15 protein-coding genes and 3 tRNA genes are annotated in these 17,073 nt (G+C 68.0%); 4 read left to right on the forward strand and 14 right to left on the reverse strand.

Annotated features, from left to right (window positions below; genetic code table 11):
• Positions 1-2 precede the first annotated feature (2 nt).
• The 4 genes from csrA to J5226_RS14030 all read left to right on the forward strand — a co-directional run bounded on the left by csrA (position 3) and on the right by J5226_RS14030 (position 1,210).
• A complete protein-coding gene (gene csrA / locus J5226_RS14015) occupies positions 3-206 on the forward strand; it encodes a carbon storage regulator CsrA (RefSeq protein WP_057948118.1) in 204 nt (67 codons plus the stop codon).
• Positions 207-283: 77 nt separating this feature from the next.
• A tRNA-Ser gene (locus J5226_RS14020) sits at positions 284-376 on the forward strand.
• 129 nt (positions 377-505) lie between these two features.
• A tRNA-Arg gene (locus J5226_RS14025) sits at positions 506-582 on the forward strand.
• 551 nt (positions 583-1,133) lie between these two features.
• A tRNA-Arg gene (locus J5226_RS14030) sits at positions 1,134-1,210 on the forward strand.
• Between the two features lie 525 nt (positions 1,211-1,735).
• Here the strand turns inward: J5226_RS14030 and J5226_RS14035 are convergent.
• The 14 genes from J5226_RS14035 to J5226_RS14100 all read right to left on the reverse strand — a co-directional run bounded on the left by J5226_RS14035 (position 1,736) and on the right by J5226_RS14100 (position 17,068).
• Positions 1,736-2,455, reverse strand: coding sequence for a response regulator (locus J5226_RS14035; protein WP_215835098.1), 720 nt, complete (start codon positions 2,453-2,455; stop codon positions 1,736-1,738).
• Positions 2,452-5,172: a sensor histidine kinase KdpD gene (locus J5226_RS14040; RefSeq protein ID WP_215835099.1), complete on the reverse strand. Its 2,721-nt coding sequence runs from the start codon at positions 5,170-5,172 to the stop codon at positions 2,452-2,454. Before J5226_RS14040 ends, J5226_RS14035 begins: the two co-directional genes overlap by 4 nt.
• 443 nt (positions 5,173-5,615) lie before the next feature.
• Positions 5,616-5,918, reverse strand: a complete 303-nt coding sequence (locus J5226_RS14045) for a hypothetical protein (RefSeq protein WP_215835100.1) — start codon at positions 5,916-5,918, stop codon at positions 5,616-5,618.
• Between the two features lie 333 nt (positions 5,919-6,251).
• Complete coding sequence (gene kdpC / locus J5226_RS14050; RefSeq protein ID WP_215835101.1) at positions 6,252-6,863, reverse strand: potassium-transporting ATPase subunit KdpC; 612 nt, start codon at positions 6,861-6,863, stop codon at positions 6,252-6,254.
• Positions 6,864-6,941: 78 nt separating this feature from the next.
• A complete protein-coding gene (gene kdpB / locus J5226_RS14055) occupies positions 6,942-9,002 on the reverse strand; it encodes a potassium-transporting ATPase subunit KdpB (protein ID WP_215835102.1) in 2,061 nt (686 codons plus the stop codon).
• 11 nt (positions 9,003-9,013) lie between these two features.
• A complete protein-coding gene (kdpA, locus tag J5226_RS14060; RefSeq protein ID WP_215835103.1) occupies positions 9,014-10,732 on the reverse strand; it encodes a potassium-transporting ATPase subunit KdpA in 1,719 nt (572 codons plus the stop codon).
• A gap of 131 nt (positions 10,733-10,863) precedes the next feature.
• Positions 10,864-10,956 (reverse strand): potassium-transporting ATPase subunit F, encoded by a 93-nt coding sequence (locus J5226_RS14065; protein WP_057948112.1) that lies wholly within the window; start codon positions 10,954-10,956, stop codon positions 10,864-10,866.
• A 14-nt stretch (positions 10,957-10,970) separates the two neighbouring features.
• Positions 10,971-11,732, reverse strand: a complete 762-nt coding sequence (locus J5226_RS14070) for a TorF family putative porin (RefSeq protein WP_215835104.1) — start codon at positions 11,730-11,732, stop codon at positions 10,971-10,973.
• Between the two features lie 322 nt (positions 11,733-12,054).
• Positions 12,055-12,912 (reverse strand): alpha/beta fold hydrolase, encoded by an 858-nt coding sequence (locus J5226_RS14075; protein ID WP_215835105.1) that lies wholly within the window; start codon positions 12,910-12,912, stop codon positions 12,055-12,057.
• Positions 12,905-13,717: a bifunctional hydroxymethylpyrimidine kinase/phosphomethylpyrimidine kinase gene (thiD, locus tag J5226_RS14080; protein ID WP_215835106.1), complete on the reverse strand. Its 813-nt coding sequence runs from the start codon at positions 13,715-13,717 to the stop codon at positions 12,905-12,907. Before thiD ends, J5226_RS14075 begins: the two co-directional genes overlap by 8 nt.
• Before the next feature lie 55 nt (positions 13,718-13,772).
• The gene (locus J5226_RS14085; RefSeq protein ID WP_215835107.1) at positions 13,773-14,399 is read right to left on the reverse strand and encodes a DUF5625 family protein; all 627 of its coding nucleotides are present in this window, start codon (positions 14,397-14,399) and stop codon (positions 13,773-13,775) included.
• A gap of 63 nt (positions 14,400-14,462) precedes the next feature.
• On the reverse strand, positions 14,463-15,860 hold the full coding sequence (locus tag J5226_RS14090) for a PhoH family protein (protein WP_215835108.1): 1,398 nt from the start codon (positions 15,858-15,860) through the stop codon (positions 14,463-14,465).
• A gap of 145 nt (positions 15,861-16,005) precedes the next feature.
• Positions 16,006-16,491 carry a peroxiredoxin gene (locus J5226_RS14095; RefSeq protein ID WP_215835109.1) on the reverse strand — a complete coding sequence of 162 codons (486 nt, stop codon included), beginning with the start codon at positions 16,489-16,491 and terminating at the stop codon, positions 16,006-16,008.
• Between the two features lie 16 nt (positions 16,492-16,507).
• Positions 16,508-17,068: a glycine cleavage system protein R gene (locus J5226_RS14100; RefSeq protein ID WP_215835110.1), complete on the reverse strand. Its 561-nt coding sequence runs from the start codon at positions 17,066-17,068 to the stop codon at positions 16,508-16,510.
• Positions 17,069-17,073 lie beyond the last annotated feature (5 nt).

Raw genomic sequence — 17,073 nt, forward strand, 5'->3', positions numbered from 1 at the left:
CAATGCTGATCCTGACGCGTCGCGTCGGCGAAACCCTGATGATCGGCGACTCGGTGACGGTCACCGTGCTCGGCGTCAAGGGTAACCAGGTGCGTATCGGTATTACCGCGCCTAAAGATGTCGCGGTCCATCGCGAGGAGATTTACCAGCGCATTCAGCGCGGCGAGGACGCGTCGGACGATTCGGGCAAACACACGGGCGGCTAAGTAAAAAAGTTCGCCTGAAGCGTTGCTGTAATTCAGGCGAGCCGTTATGATTGCGGCCCGCATCGCTTCATAGATGCGGAGAGTTGCCCGAGTGGCCGAAGGGGCTCCCCTGCTAAGGGAGTATAGGGTCAAAAACTCTATCGAGGGTTCGAATCCCTCACTCTCCGCCAGTTGTACCGAAAGCCGCCTACGGCGGCTTTTATTTGCCAGCTCGTCCAAGGCGCCATCGGACAGGTCGGTAAGAGAAGTTTGAAAAATGTTGACGGAAGGCAGTTTGTCCGTCATAATTTTCCAACTAAGCGCCCGTAGCTCAGCTGGATAGAGCACCAGGCTACGAACTTGGGGGTCGGAGGTTCGAATCCTTCCGGGCGCGCCATATTAAGAAGCCGGCAATCGAGAGATTGCCGGCTTTTTTCTTTTGTCCGGATTCCAGCGATACGCGTCGGAGCGTCGGAGCGTCGGAGCGTCGGAGCGTCGGAGCGTCGGAGCGTCGGAGCGTCGGAGCGTCGGAGCGTCGGAGCGTCGGAGCGTCGGAGCGTCGGAGCGTCGGAGCGTCGGAGCGTCGGAGCGTCGGAGCGTCGGAGCGTCGGAGCGTCGGAGCGTCGGAGCGTCGGAGCGTCGGAGCGTCGGAGCGTCGGAGCGTCGGAGCGTCGGAGCGTCGGAGCGTCGGAGCGTCGGAGCGTCGGAGCGGCCTGCGATGTCGCGTCGTCGTAACGGATGTCGTCCCGTGCTTCGTCGGCATGCGACGAGGCATGCGTTCGTTGCGTAGAACGGCATCGACATCGATGTGATGCGCTGTCGCGCAGCGATCTCGATGCGTCGATGCATCCGCGTTCGGAAGAATTCTTACTCGATGTGTCGCATTGCCGTCGCGATGTTGCGATAGAGCTTCCCGCCGCACGAAATACACGTCATAATTGCACTCAGGCGCCCGTAGCTCAGCTGGATAGAGCACCAGGCTACGAACTTGGGGGTCGGAGGTTCGAATCCTTCCGGGCGCGCCATCATTAAGAAGCCGGCAATCGCGAGATTGCCGGCTTTTTCTTTGTCCAACCTTCGTACATCGCGCGGCCGACGCCGGTAACGAAATTGCGCTTGCTGTCGGCGCGTCGTCGCGTTCGCAACAGGGCGCGTTTGCGTCCGCGCGGGTGTTGTAAGTCGTCGCGCGTTTCTATGCCGGCCCGGACCTTGGCGCGCGAAGCGATGCCGGTTCCTCTGCATCGGCGCAGCCGTTTTCCGACCGCCATGGGAGCGCGCCGCCCCCGCAAGGCCTACCTGTAGGAGCGGCGCAAGCCGCGACCGCGAAACCGAAGCTACAGCGCCAATGCGAGGGCGAAATGCCACTCGACGCGCGGCGTCCGCGCTGACTTGTTCCGCGTACGAAAGCGCGTAGTTTCGCTCCCTGACGGAGGCTTCGCAGCAGCGTGGTCGTGCGCGGTCGCGGCTTGCGCCGCTCCTACAGGTAGGCCATGCAGGAGCGATACGAACTGGGGAGCGGGGCTCGGCGCGAATCGCGCCTCCAACGCGCCTCAGTGCTTGTCGATGAACCGCAACCCCACCCCCGGCTCGGTCGCGATGTAGCGCGGTGCGGCCGCGTCGTCGCCGAGCTTGTGGCGCAGTTTGCCGACCAGGATGCGCAGGTAGTGGGTGTCTTCCTGATGCGTCGGGCCCCACAGTTCGCGCAGCAGCTGCGGCTGGGTCACCACCCGGCCGGCGTGTTGGAACAACAGGGCGAGCAGCGCGTATTCCTTGCGCGCCAGGACGACGGGTTCGCCGTCGAGGTGGACTTCGCGGCGGGCGAGGTCGATGCGCAGGCGGCCGTCGTCGAACACCGGCAGGGTTTCGCCCTGCGGGCCGTGGGCGCGCAGCAAGGCGCGCACGCGCGCCATCAGTTCCTGCACGCCGAAGGGTTTGGTCACGTAGTCGTTGGCGCCGCCGTCGAGCGCGGCGACTTTTTCCGCCTCGCTGGAGCGCACGGTCAGCAGGATCACCGGCACGCTCGACCATTGCCGCAGCTCGCGCAGCACGTCGTGGCCGTCGCGGTCGGGCAGGCCGAGGTCGAGCACGACCAGATCGGCGCCGCGCGTGGCCAGCGATTCCAGGCCGGCGTTGCCGGTGTCGGCCAGATCCACGACGTAGCCTTGCGCGCGCAGGGCGATGTCGAGGAACTTGCGGATCTGCGGTTCGTCGTCGATCACCAGCACGCGCGCGGGCGCGGCGGAGGCGGAGGGGGCGTGATCCTGCGTCATGGCGCGGAGGCGGCGTCGGCCTTGGGTTCGGGTTCGATGGGCGGCAGGGTAATGCGGATCGTGGTGCCGCGGCGACCCTGGGCGTCGGGCTGGCCGGGCAGGGCGACCACGCTGCCGCCGTGGGCGCCGATCATGCCCTGGCAGATCGCCAGCCCCAGGCCGGTGCCTTGGCGGCCGCGGTCGCCGCGCTCGACGCTGTAGAACATGTCGAAGATGCGCGCGCGTTCGTCCTCGGGAATGCCGGGGCCGCGGTCGCTGACGTCGATGCGCAGCACTTGCTCGGGGCCGCCGGGCTCGCCGTCGACGCGGCGCGCCTCGATCGTCACCGGCGCGTCGCTCGGGGAGAACTTCACCGCGTTTTCCAGCACGTTGAACAAGGCCTGTTCGATCAGCGCCGGGTGCACCCAGATCGGGCCGAGGCCCGGCTGCAAGCGCACGTCGAAGCGCGCCGCCGGCTCGTAGCGCTGCAAGCGCGTCACCGCCGAGCCGATCAGCTCGTCCACGCCGATCCAGTCGCGGTTGAGGGCGAGGCCGCCGTGGCCGAGCCGGGTCATGTCGAGCAGGTTCTGGATGTAGCGGTCGAGCCGCTCGCCTTCGATGCGGATGGTTTCCAGCAAGGCGTGGCGGTCCTCGCGCGGCATCGCGTCGGCGTAGTTGTCCAGGCTGCTGGCCGCGCCGATGATCGAGGCCAGCGGCGAGCGCAGATCGTGCGAGACCGAGGACAGCAGCGCCGAACGCAAGCGCTCGGTTTCGCCGCTGACGCGCGAATCTTCCAGGTCGGCGACCAGCCGCGTGCGCAGCACCGCTTGCGCGATGTCGTCGGTCATCGCCTCGGCGAGGCGGCGTTGCTCGGGCCCGAGCCGGGTCAGCGACGCAGGCAGGCGCAGGCCGACCAGACCGGTCGCGGGCTTGTCGCCGGCGTCGCCGGTCAACGGCAGCAGCCACCATTCCGAACCGGCTAGCGTGTCGGTGTAGCGCCCGGCCTGTTGCCGATGCTTGAGCGCCCAGTCGGCGGCGGCGCGGTCCTTGTCGCTGAGCTCGGGCAGATGCGCGCCGGCCAGCGGCGCCTTGCCGACGTAGACGAACACTTCCGCGCCGAGCGAGCGCTTGAGCGCGCGCTTGCCGGCGCGCATCACCTGACCGGCGTCGGCGGCGGTGGCCAGTTCGCGCCCGAGCGTCTGCAATTCGGTGGCGTGCGCGTTGGCCGCGCGCAGCGCCATCACCTGCATGCGCAGCTTCGAGGCGAGGCGGCCGGCGACGAGCGCGGCGATCAGGAACAGCGTCACCGTGGTCACGCCCCGGCGCGCGCCGATCAGCAAGGTGAAGCGGGGTTCGATGAAGAAGAAATTGTAGGCGAGGAAGCACAGCGCCGAGGCCAGCACCGCCGCGGTCATGCGCGTGCGCGCGGCGACGACGACCACCGCGACGATGAACACCAGCGACAAATCGTCCAGGCCGATCCAGCGTTCGGCAAACCATGCCAGCACCGTGGCCACCGCCACAGCGACCACGGCCAGCGCGGCGTCGCTGCGGCTCAGCAGGCCGCGCAGGCGGCCGCCGTTCTCGCGCAGCGAGCGGCGCGCGCGGGCGCGGGCCTCGGGCGTGCTGACGATGGTCAGTTCGTAGTGCGCGCCGCGCTGGATCAACTGCTGGGTGAGGGTGCGGTTAACCATGCGCGCCAGCGGCCGCTCGCGGGTGCGGCCGAGCACGATCGTCGAGACGCCGGCGCGTTCGCCATGATCGAGCAAGGCATCGACGATGCTGTTGCCGTGCAGCACCACCGCCTCGCCGCCGAGCCGGCGGGCGAGGGCGAAGGCGCGGTCGAGTTCGCTCTGGCGCTGCGGGTCCGGCGAGCCGCCGGTCTGCACGGTGACCACCAGCCACGGCGCATCGCGGCGTTCGGCCAGACGCCGGGCCACGCGCACCAGATATTCGGACTGGCCGAGGCCGTCGATCGCCACCATCACCGCGCGCCGCAGCGGCACGCCGGGCAGGCCGCGCGCGGTCTGCGCCTCGCGCAGGTCGCTGTCGACGCGATCGGCCGCGGTCTGCATCGCCAACTCGCGCAGCGCGGTGAGGTTGGACGGCGAGAAGAAGGCCTGCAGCGCGTGCGCGGCCTGTTCGGGCACGTAGACCTTGCCTTGCTGCAAGCGCTCGATCAGCTCGCGCGGCGGCAGATCGACCAGGACGATGTCGCGCAGGCGGTCGAACAGCGCGTCGGGCACGGTTTCGCTGACGCGCACGCCGGTGATGCGGTGGACGACGTCGTTGAGGCTTTCCAGGTGCTGGATGTTGACCGTGGTGTAGACGTCGATGCCGGCGTCGAGCAGTTCCAGCACGTCCTGCCAGCGCCGCTCGTGGCGGCTGCCGGGCGCGTTGCGGTGGGCGAGTTCGTCGACCAGGGCGACCTTGGGCTTGCGCGCGATCAGCGCGTCGAGGTCCATTTCCTCGAGCGTGCGGCCTTGGTAGTCGCTGCGCTTGCGCGGCAGCACCTCCAGGCCTTCGACCAGGGCCGAGGTTTCGGCGCGGCCGTGGGTTTCGACGATGCCGACGACCGCGTCGATCCCGCGGCGCTGCAGTTCGCGCGCGCGGCCGAGCATGGTGTAGGTCTTGCCGACGCCGGGGGCGGCGCCGAGAAAAATGGTGAGGCGGCCGGCGCCCTGGCGTTGCAGTTCGCCCATGAGGGCATCGGCTTGGGCGCTGCGGGGGTCGCTCATGCGGGGATTGTGCGCTTGGGGGGGGAGGGGTGTGTAGTGGCGTGTGGGTTTTCGGTTGGGGGTAGGAGCGGCGTGAGCCGCGATTGCGGAGGGGCGATGGGTTTTCGTCGTGGTTGTATTGGCGCGGTCGCGGCTTGCGCCGCTCCTACAGTCGGAAACGAAACCGGCTGGAGTCCCTGTTAGGAGCGGTGCGAGCTGCGGCCGCGAAAACGCAACTACGCCGAATCCCACTTACCGTCATTCCGGCGAAAGCCGGAGTCCATTTTGCCGTTGCCGTTGCCGTTGCTGTTGCTGTTGCCTTTCGCTTGGACGCATCCCCACCCGAGGCCCACGCTCCAAAGCCCCGGAGGGCGCGCGCATGGATGCGCGCGTGCGCCGTAGGGGCATGGATGCCCCTTACGGCGCAGCCCCGCGCCGGGTGCTGGACCTAGTGGCTCTTGACTCTAAAACCAGCGTTTTTCTTTGGTTACTTTCTTTTGTCGCGCTGACAAAAGAAAGTAACTCGGCCGCTTGCGGACGAAAGCTCTTAGCGTTTGATCTTCGCTTGTCGTCGCGCGTTCTTGCGGTGAGGAAGGGGAAGCAACATCAAAATGGATTCCGGCTTTCGCCGGAATGACGGAGTGTGAGCTGCGTTTCTCGCAGGTGGCGATGGCGGACACCCTACCCACCGTCATTCCGGCGAAAGCCGGAACCCATTTTGACTTTGCCGTCGGCTTTGCTCTTTCCGAAGCAACGAGTGACGACAAGCGACAATCCAAAGCGTTCCATCCGCAAGCGGCCGGGTCACTTTCTTTGTCTTGCCAAAGAAAGTAACCAAAGAAAGGCGCTTTCCTTGTTTTCGAATCAAGAGCCACTAGGGCTCACAGCGACGCGGGGCCGCGCCATAAGGGTCATCCTGACCCATGGCGCGCGTGCGCATCCATGCGCACGCCCTTCGGGGCTGCGGAGCGTGTGCTTCGGGCGGGGATGCGTCAAAGCGAACAGCAACGGCAAAGGCAACCGCTAATGGATTCCGGCTTTCGCCGGAATGACGGTGGGAGGAGTGCCGAGGATGGCGGGCGAATTACCGCATTGCCGCATCAGCGCTTCTGCGCCGCGGCCGCATCCAGCGCCAGATTGAGCTTGAGCACGTTCACCCTCGGCTCGCCGAGCGCGCCGAATTGCGGGGCTTCGGTGTTTTGCGCGATCAGCGCTTCGACTTGTGCCGCGTCGAACCCGCGCGCCTGGGCCACGCGCGCGGCTTGCACCTGGGCGGAACGCGGGGAGATGTGCGGGTCCAGGCCGCCGCCGGATTGGGTCGCCAGCTCCGCCGGGACGGCGCTCTCGGCGATGCCTTCGCGCTTGGCGATCGCTGCGGTTTCCTCGGCGAGGCGTTTGCGCAGGTCGGGGTTGCTGCGCGCCTGATTGCTACCGGATGCGGACATCGGGTCGTACTTGGCGGCCGAAGGGCGCGGTTGGAAGTAACGCTTGTCGGCGAAGGGTTGCGCGACCAGTTCCGAACCGACGGCGCGGCCGCCTTGTTCGACGATAGAGCCGGTGGCTTGCGCGGGAAACGCGACGCGGCCGAGGGCGGTGCCGGCGAGCGAATAGGCCAGGCCGAAGCCGAGCAGCGAGATGGCGGCGTACAGCAGCGGGGCGCGCAGGGAAAGGCGGTCGTCGATGCTGGGGGCGCAGGTGGGTTGGGTGTTCATTGCGGTGTTCCTTGGTATGCGAGGGTGGAGCCCTCGCCTCGACCCCTCTCCCGCGGACGGGAGAGGGGCTCAGGTGAGTCAGAAAATCGCCGACAGCGCCAGGTCGATCAGCTTGATCGCGGCGAACGGCAGCAGCACGCCGCCGAGGCCGTAGACCAGCATGTTCCGGCGCAGCAGCGCGACCGCGGTGGCGGGCTTGAAGCGCACGCCGGCCAGGGCCAGCGGGATCAGCGCGGGGATGATGATCGCGTTGAAGATCAGCGCGGCCAGCACCGCGTTGGTCGGGCTCGACAGGTGCATGATGTTGAGCGCGGCCATCTGCGGAATCGCTGCGGCGAACAGCGCCGGCAGGATCGCGAAGTACTTAGACACGTCGTTGGCCAGCGAGAACGTGGTCAGCGCGCCGCGGGTGATGAGCTGCTGCTTGCCGACTTCGACCACCGCCAGCAGCTTGGCCGGATCCGAATCCAGATCGACCATGTTGCCGGCTTCCTTGGCCGCCTGCGTGCCGGAGTTCATCGCCAGACCGACGTCGGCCTGCGCCAGCGCCGGGGCGTCGTTGGTGCCGTCGCCGACCATCGCGACCAGACGGCCGCCGGCTTGCTCGGCGCGGATGCGGGCGAGCTTGTCCTCGGGCCGGGCTTCGGCGATGTAATCGTCCACGCCCGCTTCGGCGGCGATGGCGGCGGCGGTGAGCGGGTTGTCGCCGGTGATCATCACCGTGCGCACGCCCATCGCCCGCAACCGCGCGAAGCGTTCCTTGACGCCGTGCTTGACCACGTCCGACAGCTCGACCACGCCGAGCACGTAACGCCCTTCGGCCACCACCAGCGGGGTGGCGCCGCCGCGCGCGACTTGTTCGATGCGCGCGGCCAGTTCCGCGGCGACGTCGCCGCCGAGCGAGCGCACGTAGTTGCCGATGGCGTCGCCGGCGCCCTTGCGGATCGAACGCGCGCCGCCCGGATACTCCTCGGGCAGATCGACGCCGGACATGCGCGTCTGCGCGGTGAACTGCAGATAATCGGCGCGCTCGGGCTCCGGCACCGCGCTGTGCTGCTCGCGCGCCAGACGCACGATGGACTTGCCTTCCGGGGTGGGATCGGCGAGCGAGGCGAGCAGGGCGGCGTCGCGCAGTTGCGAGCGGTCGACGCCGGCGAGCGGATGGAACGCGGTGGCCTGACGGTCGCCGTGGGTGATGGTGCCGGTCTTGTCGAGCAGCAGCACGTCGACGTCGCCGGCCACTTCCACCGCCTTGCCCGACTTCGCCAACACGTTGGCCGAGAGCGCGCGGTTCATGCCGGCGATGCCGATCGCCGGGAGCAGGCCGCCGATGGTGGTCGGGATCAGGCAGACCAACAGCGCGATCAGCAGCAGCGGGTCGAGCTTGGCGCCGACGAACTGGGCGAAGAACGGCAGCGTGGCGACCACGATCAGGAAGGTCAGCGTCATCGCCGCCAGCAGCATGGTCAGGGCGATTTCGTTCGGCGTCTTCTGCCGGTTGGCGCCTTCCACCAGCGCGATCATGCGGTCGAGGAAGCTCTGGCCGGGTTCGGCGCTGACTTCCACCACGATCTCGTCCGACAGCACCTTGGTGCCGCCGATCACGCCGGAGCGGTCGGTGCCGGCCTCGCGCAGCACCGGCGCGGATTCGCCGGTGACCGCCGATTCGTTGATCGTGGCCAGACCCTTGACGATTTCGCCGTCGGCCGGAATCAACTCGCCGGCCGAGACGATGACGCGGTCGCCGGGCTTGAGCGTCGAAGCGGCGACGCGGGTTTCGTTGCGGCCGACGGTGTCGAGCTTTCGCGCCACCAGATCGCGGCGGGCGGCGCGCAGGGACGCCGCCTGACCGCGGCCGCGCGCTTCGGCGACGGCTTCGGCGAAGTTGGCGAACAGCACGGTCACGAACAAGATCACCGTGACCGCGGCGCCGAACGCGGTGTTGCCCGGGACGAACAGCGTGATCAGCGCCGACAGCACGGTGCCGAGCAAGACCACGGCCATGATCGGGCTGCGCACGGCGTGGTGCGGAGCGAGTTTGACGAAGGATTCGCGGATCGCCGCGCGGAAACCGGCGGCGTCGAGGCCGGCGACGGCGCCGCTGCGGCGCTGGGCGCCCAAGTGTGTGTTGTTGTTCATAAGGCTTTACCTCACAGAGCCTTGGCCGCGAGCGTCAGATGGTCGGCGATCGGGCCGAGCACCAACGCGGGCATGAATTGCAGGACGGTCAGGATCACGATCACCGCGATCAAGGTCAGGGCGAACGTCGGCGTTTCCGCATGCAGGGTGCCGCCGCTTTCCGGCGCCACGCGTTTGCGCGAAAGCAGGCCGGCGACGGCGAGCGGCACGATCAGCGCGGGGTAGCGGCCCAGCGCCAGCACCGCGGCGCAGCTGAGGTTCCACCAGTACGTGGCGTCGCCCAAGCCCTCGAAACCCGAACCGTTGTTGGCGAATGCCGAGGTGTACTCGTAGAACACCTGGCCGATGCCGTGGAAGCCGGGATTGGAGTTGCCGGTGATCGAGGGAATCGCCAGGGTGATCGCGCTGAAGCCCAACACCACCAGCGGTTGCAGCAGGATCAGCAACGCCAGCAGGCGCACTTCGGGCGCTTCGATCTTGCGGCCGAACAGTTCCGGCGTGCGGCCGGTCATCAAGCCGGCAAGGAACACCGACAGCAGCAGATACACCAGGAACTGCTGCAGGCCGCAGCCGATGCCGCCCCAGATCGCGTTGATCAGCATGTTGACCATCGCCATGCCGCCGGTCAGCGGCGCCAGCGAGTCGTGCATGGCGTTGACCGAGCCGTTGCTGCTTTGCGTGGTCAGCGCCGACCACAGCGCCGAATCGCTGGCGCCGAAGCGGGTTTCCTTGCCTTCCATCAGCGCGATGTCGGTGGTGGTGGCCGAATGCGCTTCCGACCACACCGACAAGCCGGTGGAGACCGTGGACATCAGCAACATGCTGCCGAACACCAGCGCGGTGAGCTTACGCCGGCCGGTGAACGGGCCGATCATGAAGGTCACCGCGACCGGAATCAGGATCAGCGCGAGGGTTTCGATCAGGTTGGAGAACGGCGTCGGATTTTCCAGCGCGACCGTGCTGTTGGGGCCGTACCAGCCGCCGCCGTTGGTGCCGAGTTGCTTCGCGGCGACCATGGCCGCGACAGGCCCTACAGGAATCTTCTGTGCTTTCAGCTCGACGCTTTGATCGAGCGGCGAAACAGTCGCGCCGCCCTGCAACGTCGACGGCACGCCCTGCCACGTCAGCAACAGCGCCCACAGCAAGCACAGCGGAATCATGAAGCGCAGCGTGGCGCGGGTCACGTCGGCCCAGTAATTGCCGAGGTCGCGGGTCTCGCCTTCGCGCGCCGGCGCGGCGGAATTCGCCATCGCCTGACGGCCGCCGAACAAGCCGCGCAGGGTCGCCGCGACGATCGCCAAGCCCATCATCGGCGTCACCACCTGCAGGCCGACGATGCCGACCATCTGCGACAGATAGCTCAGCTGCGCCTGACCGGAGTAGTGCTGCTGGTTGGTGTTGGTGAGGAAGGACACCATGGTGTGCAGCGCGGTGTCCCAGCGCATGTTGGGCGCGGCGTCGGGATTGAACGGCAGCCAGGCCTGGGTCATGAACAAGGCCCACACCAGCACGGCCAGCACGGCGTTGCTGAGCAAGAACGCCAGCGCGTAGCCGCGCCAGCTCATGCCGCGCGACGGGTCGGTGCCGAGCGCGCGGTAGATCGCGCGCTCCAGCGGCAGGAACAGCGGGTCCAGGCGCGAGCGGTCGCCGCGCATGACCCGCGCCAGATACAAGCCCAGCGGCCAACCCAGGCCGATGGCGAGCGCGAATACGAGGAAGATTTCGATCATGACGAACACCGGACGGTGATGAGGGCGGCGCCGCGCATCCGGCGCGGCGACGGCCCAGCGCGCGACCGCTCAAGCGGCGGTCGCGCTAAGGAGTGGAACCGCGGCGCGTTCCTCGCGCCGCGGGCGCGCCGTCAAAAATCCTCGGGGCGCAGCACGACGTAGAGCAGGTACGCGGCGGCCACCAGGACCGAAATCGCGCACAGCATCGAGAGCCAGCCGGGCATGGTCGTGTCTCCTGTCAGAAGGACGCCTGGATCGCGGCTTCCACGCGCGAGCCGGCCAGGGAATCGCCGAAGATCCGCTCGGCGTTGCGGTCGGTGCCGTGCGCGGTCAGGCGCAGCTCGAACGGCGCCTTGAACGCCCAGATCGCGCTGAGCTGGCCGTGGGTGTAGCTGCGGTCGTAGACGTCGTCGAGGAAGTAGTGGCCGACCGCGGCCTCGAAGCGCAACGCATCGTTGACCGGGAAGCGCGCGCCGAGCTGCGAATAGACGCCGCGGTCCTTGCTGCCGAGCGCTTCGTTGGAATACGCCAGCGACAGCCAGTAGTTGTCGCGATAGGTCACCGTGCCGTTGAGCTCGGTCCAGTTCAGATCGACCGTGGTGGACGGATAGCGGTAGTGCAGGACGTTGACGTCGAGCGCCCAGTCCGGCGCGATCTTGCCGGCCCAGCCGACGGTGAAGTCGAGTTCGCTGCTGGCGTGGGTTTCAGGCGCGAATTCGACGCCCGAGCCCCACACCGAGGCATAGAAGCCGCTGCGGTGCGCGGCCTTGAAGCCGACTTGCGCGGCCGGGTCGCCCTGGCTCTGCGAGCTGCCGCGCCAGACGTAGTCGCTGGTCAGCGCGGCCGAGCCGCTGAGAGTGAAAGCGGGCGGCTCTGACGAGCGCGTTTCTTCGGCCTGCGCGTTCGCGCCCAGCGCGAGCAGGCCGAGGCCGGCGCAAGCGGCCAGCAGCAAGGGCGCGGCGGCTTCGCGGCGGCGGAACAGGTGATGCGACGACGACATGGAAGTATCCGGGAAGGAGCGTACGAGGCCGGTTCGGCCACGTGTTCATTCTCGGAAGGGCGGGCGTAAAGCCGCTATTTCGTGATCGGCGTCGTTGCGTAAATTCGGCGTAAAAGATCGCGCCGGCGGCGTAAATGCGGGCAGTGTTCCTGTAGGAGCGGCGTGAGCGGCGACCAACCGAAGCGACGAAATACCACGCCTGTCGCCGAAGACCGGCAACTGTACGCGCGTCGGAGGCTACGACCGATTGTTTTCGGCTTCGGCGACAGCGCATTGGTGCGTCGCTTCGGTTGGTCGCGGCTCACGCCGCTCCTACAGGGAGCTAGCGCAACAACGCGGCGACCACAGCATCAGGCCGCTTCATCCACGCGAAATGATCGGCCGCAACGCCCAACTCCCGCGCACCCAGCTCCACCGCTTCGACCTGCGCCAGCGGCAACTTGCCGAGCAAAAAATCCTGCGAGGCGCGCGGCACCAGCCAATCCTCGACCATGCGCACCGCGCGCGCGTCCACGCGCACCTGCGCCATGCCGGCCTCGATGTCCGCCTCGACGCCGCGCGCCGCGTACACGCCGCTCAACGCGGTGCGGCCCCAGTCGCGGATCAGGCTGCGCGCTTCGGTGCCGCCGAAACCGATGCGGCGGCCGGGCAGGGTGCCGTTGACCCGCGCCAGCCACGGCAGGAAGCGATAGATCAGCGGCATCGCCAGACGCGTCGGCATCGGCCACGTCGGCCAATACGGCGCGCCGCTGGCGACCAGCCACAGCGAAGTCGGAATGTTCGGATCGCCGCTCAACGCGGCCAGCCCGAGGCGCATGCAGGCCATCTGCCCGCCGAGGCTGTGGCCGCCGACGATGCGCGGCACGCCCGGCAGCAGCGCGGCGACTTCGGCGTCGCTGACCGGCAGATCGTCGAGCAGCAGTTCGCGATAGCCCCAATCGTTGTCGCGGCTGGCGCGCAGGTTGCTGCTGCCGTTGCCGCGCCATTCGTGCACGAACACGGCGATGCCGCGCGCGGCCAGCGCGTCGGCGAAGGCTTGGTAATGGCGCGCGGCCACGCCCAGCGCCGGCAGCCACAACAGGCTGGCGCTGGGAGCGGGCGGAATCGTGCAGGCCAACGACCAGCGATAGCCGTCGCCGGAGGCCAGCGAGCGTTGTTCGATGCGCGTCGGCTCAGCCATGCGGCGCGGCGCCGAAATGATCGAGCACCAACACCTCGCCGCGGCCCGGCCGGTAACCCTGGCGCAGCGCGACGTGCACGTAGTCGGCCGCGGCGACGCTGGCGTCTTCCAACGAACGGCCCAGACACAGATTCGCCGCGACCGCCGACGCCAGCGTGCAGCCGGTGCCGTGCGCGTCCACGCGCAGGCGCGGATGCGCGATCTCGCGCGGTGCGGCGCCGGGCGCGGCGAACAGATCGACCACCTCGCCGTCGCCGGGCAGGTGGCCGCCCTTGAGCAGCACCGCGCGCGCGCCGAGCGCGAACAGGCCGTCGAGCGCGTCGCGCATCGCGTCGCGGTCGGCGATCGGCGCGTCGATCAGCAATTCGGCTTCGGGCAGGTTGGGGGTGACCACGCTCGCCAGCGGCAGCAGCCGCGTGCGCAGCGCGTCCAGCGCCGAGGGTTCGAGCAGGCGCGCGCCGGAGGTGGCGACCATCACCGGATCGAGCACCAACCACTGGGGCCGGTAATGCTCCAGCGCATCGGCCACGGCGTGGATCACCTCGGCCGTGGCGAGCATGCCGAGCTTGACCGCGCGCACGTCGAAGTCGTCGAAGCAGGCGTCGATCTGCGCGCGCAGAAAACCGATGTCGGGCACGTGCACCGCGCTGACGCCGCGGGTGTGCTGCGCGGTCAGCGCGGCCAGCGCGCTGAGGCCGTGCACGCGGTACGCGGCGAAGGTCTTGAGGTCGGCCTGGATGCCGGCGCCGCCGCCGGAGTCGGAGCCGGCGATGGTCAGGGCGGAAACGATGGAGGATGCGCTCATGGCGCAAGCGTAGCGAAAAGCGCCCGGCGCGGCAGTGCGGGCTTGGGCGCGATGCTCAGGCCGCGGCGGCGGACGCGGTCGCGCGCCGGCGGACGATCAGGTCGCGGATCGTCCACCCGGCCAGCGCCAACGCCGCCAGCGCCATCAGCGGGTCCAGGAACACGCAGATCAGGCGTCCGAACCACGCCCATTCGGTCTGCGCGCTGCCGGTGGCCTTCGGGTGCAGGCCGATGTGCAGGCGCGTCGGCACGCCCGCCAGTTCCGGCACCGGCCGCGTTACCTGCGCTTGCAGCCGGTACCAGCCCGGTCGCGCGGAGAAACTGGTTACGGTGCGGAAGAAATCGTCGCTGCCCCAGCCGCTCAAGCCGTCGGCGACGGGTTCGCCCTGGGCGACGACGCGGCCGCTGTCGATCTCGCTCAGCGACCAGCGCAGCGGCACCGCCACGCCTTCGGACACCGGCTGGCCGTCGCGCAGCACCGGCGCTTCGAGCAGTTCGCGCAAACGTTGCCCGTCGCCCGCTGGTTTGCGGAAAACCAATTGCATCTGATAGTGGTCGCGCGCGCGCAGGCGGATGCGCTGGTCGATCGCGCCGCCGTCGGCGACCGCGAGCGGCGCGTCCAGCGGCGAGGCCTGCAAATCGTCGGCCCAGTACTCGAACCCGATCCGCGCCAGCAGCAACACGGCGAATGCCGCCAGCGCGAATCGCAGTGCCGTCGGTGACGTCCTTGTCGTCGCCTGCATCGTTTACAGCACTTCCGAAGCGTAATCGGCCAGACGCGAACGCTCGCCGCGGCGCAAGGTGACGTGCGCGCTGTGCGCCCAGCCCTTGAAGCGGTCGACCGCGTAGGTCAGGCCCGAGGTGGTTTCGGTCAGGTACGGCGTATCGATCTGCTCGACGTTGCCCAGGCAGACGATCTTGGTGCCGGGGCCGGCGCGGGTGATCAGGGTCTTCATCTGCTTCGGGGTGAGGTTCTGCGCCTCGTCCAGAATCAGCCAGCGGCTGAGGAAGGTGCGGCCGCGCATGAAGTTCATCGAGCGGATCTTGATCCGCGAAGCGAGCAGGTCGTTGGTCGCCGCGCGGCCCCAGGCGCCGCCGTCCTGGTTGTGGGTCAGCACTTCCAGGTTGTCGGTCAGCGCGCCCATCCACGGGGTCATCTTTTCTTCCTCGGTGCCGGGCAGGAAGCCGATGTCCTCGCCGACGCTGACCGTGGCGCGGGTCATGATGATCTCGCGGTAGCGCTGCTGATCCATCGTCTGCGCCAGACCCGCGGCCAGCGCCAGCAAGGTCTTGCCGGTGCCGGCGGTGCCGAGCAGGGTGACGAAATCGATCTCCGGATCCATCAGCGCGTTGAGCGCGAAGTTCTGCTCGCGGTTGCGCGCGCTGATGCCCCACACCGCGTGCTGGTGATGGCGGAAGTCGTCGACGATCTGCAAGGTCACGCGCTCTTCGCCGACCTTGGTGACCTTGAGCTCGGACTCGTCGTCGCCCGGCAGGTACAGGAACTGGTTCGGATACCAGTCGTCGTTCTCGGTGCGGCCGATCTCGTAGAAGGTGCGGCCCTTTTCGGTCCACGACTTCAGATCCTTGCCGTGGCGCTGCCAGAAATCCTCGGGCAGCGCGGTGGCGCCGGTGTAGAGCAGGCTGAAGTCGTCGAGCGCGCGATCGTTTTCGTAGTCTTCCGATACGATCCCGGCGATCGACGCCTTGATCCGCAGGTTGATGTCCTTGGACACCAGCACCACCGGCGCGCCCGGGTCGCTTTCCTTGAGCGCGAGCACCGCGCCGAGGATCTGGTTGTCCGGGATGACGGTGCCGAAGCGCTTGCCGGCGTCGAAGGAATCGGTCTGGAAGCGCAGCTTGCCGATGCTCTGCGCGCCGCGCAGTTGCAGCCCTTGCGGACGCACCAGCGAGATCCCGCTGGAAATCTTGTCGGTGCCCTCGGCCTCGATCAGCTCGTTGAGGAAACGGCTGACCTGACGCGCGTTGCGGCTGGCTTCGGAGGTGCCTTTCTTGCCGTTGTCGAGCTCTTCGATGACCTGCATCGGCAGGTAGACGTCGTGCTCCTCGAATTTGAACAGCGCGGTGGGATCGTGCATCAGCACGTTGGTATCCAGCACGTAGATGCGCTTGCTTCGTGTCATCGACAACTCCGCGGGAGAGTGGCGTGGCGGCACGCCGGGGGAAAAGGAATCGGGTGGCTGCGCACCGGCGCGCAGGCGTGCGCGCACGGCGGCGCCGCCGTGGCCCGCGGGGCGGGACGGCGGCGCGTCGGGAAAAGGGGCGGCCTCACTGGGCGGCGTGTTCCTTGAGAGCGTCGAGTACGGCTTGCGCATGCCCGGCGACTTTCACCGGACGCCATGACTGCACGATGACGCCCTTGGGATCGATCAGGAAGGTGCTGCGCTCGATGCCCAGGTACTTGCGGCCGTACAGCGACTTTTCCTTGATCACGCCGAAGGCGTTGCACAAGGTTTCGTCCTTGTCGCTGATCAGGTCGAACTGGAAACCCTGCTTGGCGCAGAAGTTCTGGTGCGACTTGACCGAATCGCGCGACACGCCCAGCACCGTGGCGCCGAGCTTCTTGAACTTGGCCAGGTGGGCGTTGAAGTCGAGCCCTTCGGTGGTGCAGCCGGGCGTGCTGTCCTTCGGGTAGAAGTACAGCACCAGCCAGCCGCCGGCGTAGTCCTTGAGCTTGACCGTTTCGCCGCTGGACAGGGCCAGGTCGTAGTGGGGGGCTTTGCCGCCGTAAGCGCGATCGCCGGTGTCGAGCATGATGGGGAGCGTACCGTCAGAACTTCATCGGATCCATGATGGCGTCCAGGTTCAAGTGGTCGCAGAACTCGAGGAAATCGTCGCGCAGCGCGGCGATGTGCATGCTGGAAGGCACGCCGATCGTGATCTGGGCCGAGAACATGTCCGCCCCGGTCTGCATCGCGCGGTAGCGCGAGCAGTGCAGGCTTTCGATGGTGATGCCTTGGCGGTCGAAGAAGTCGGCCAGCTGGAACAGGATGCCGGGCTTGTCCGCGGCGACCACTTCGACGATGTAGGGCAGCAGGCTGGACTGCACCTGCTTGGCGCCGGTGCGGTACCACACTAGCTTGAGGCCTTCCTCGCGCTCGAGCCGGGCCATCATGGCTTCCAGCTTGGCCACCGAATCCCAGGACCCCTGGGCCAGCGCGGTCACCGACACGTCGCGGCCGACCGTGGACAGGCGCGCGTCGACGAGATTGCAGCCCGAATCGGCGATCCGGCGCGTCACCGACAACAGCGGCGACTCCGGATGCGTCGTATAGGCGTTGATCAGGAGGTGGTTTTCGTTCGGCGACGGCCGGGAAGCGGAATCGGTCAAGGCGG

Origin of the sequence: Lysobacter sp. K5869, assembly GCF_018847975.1 — a bacterium.
Lineage (GTDB): Bacteria > Pseudomonadota > Gammaproteobacteria > Xanthomonadales > Xanthomonadaceae > Lysobacter.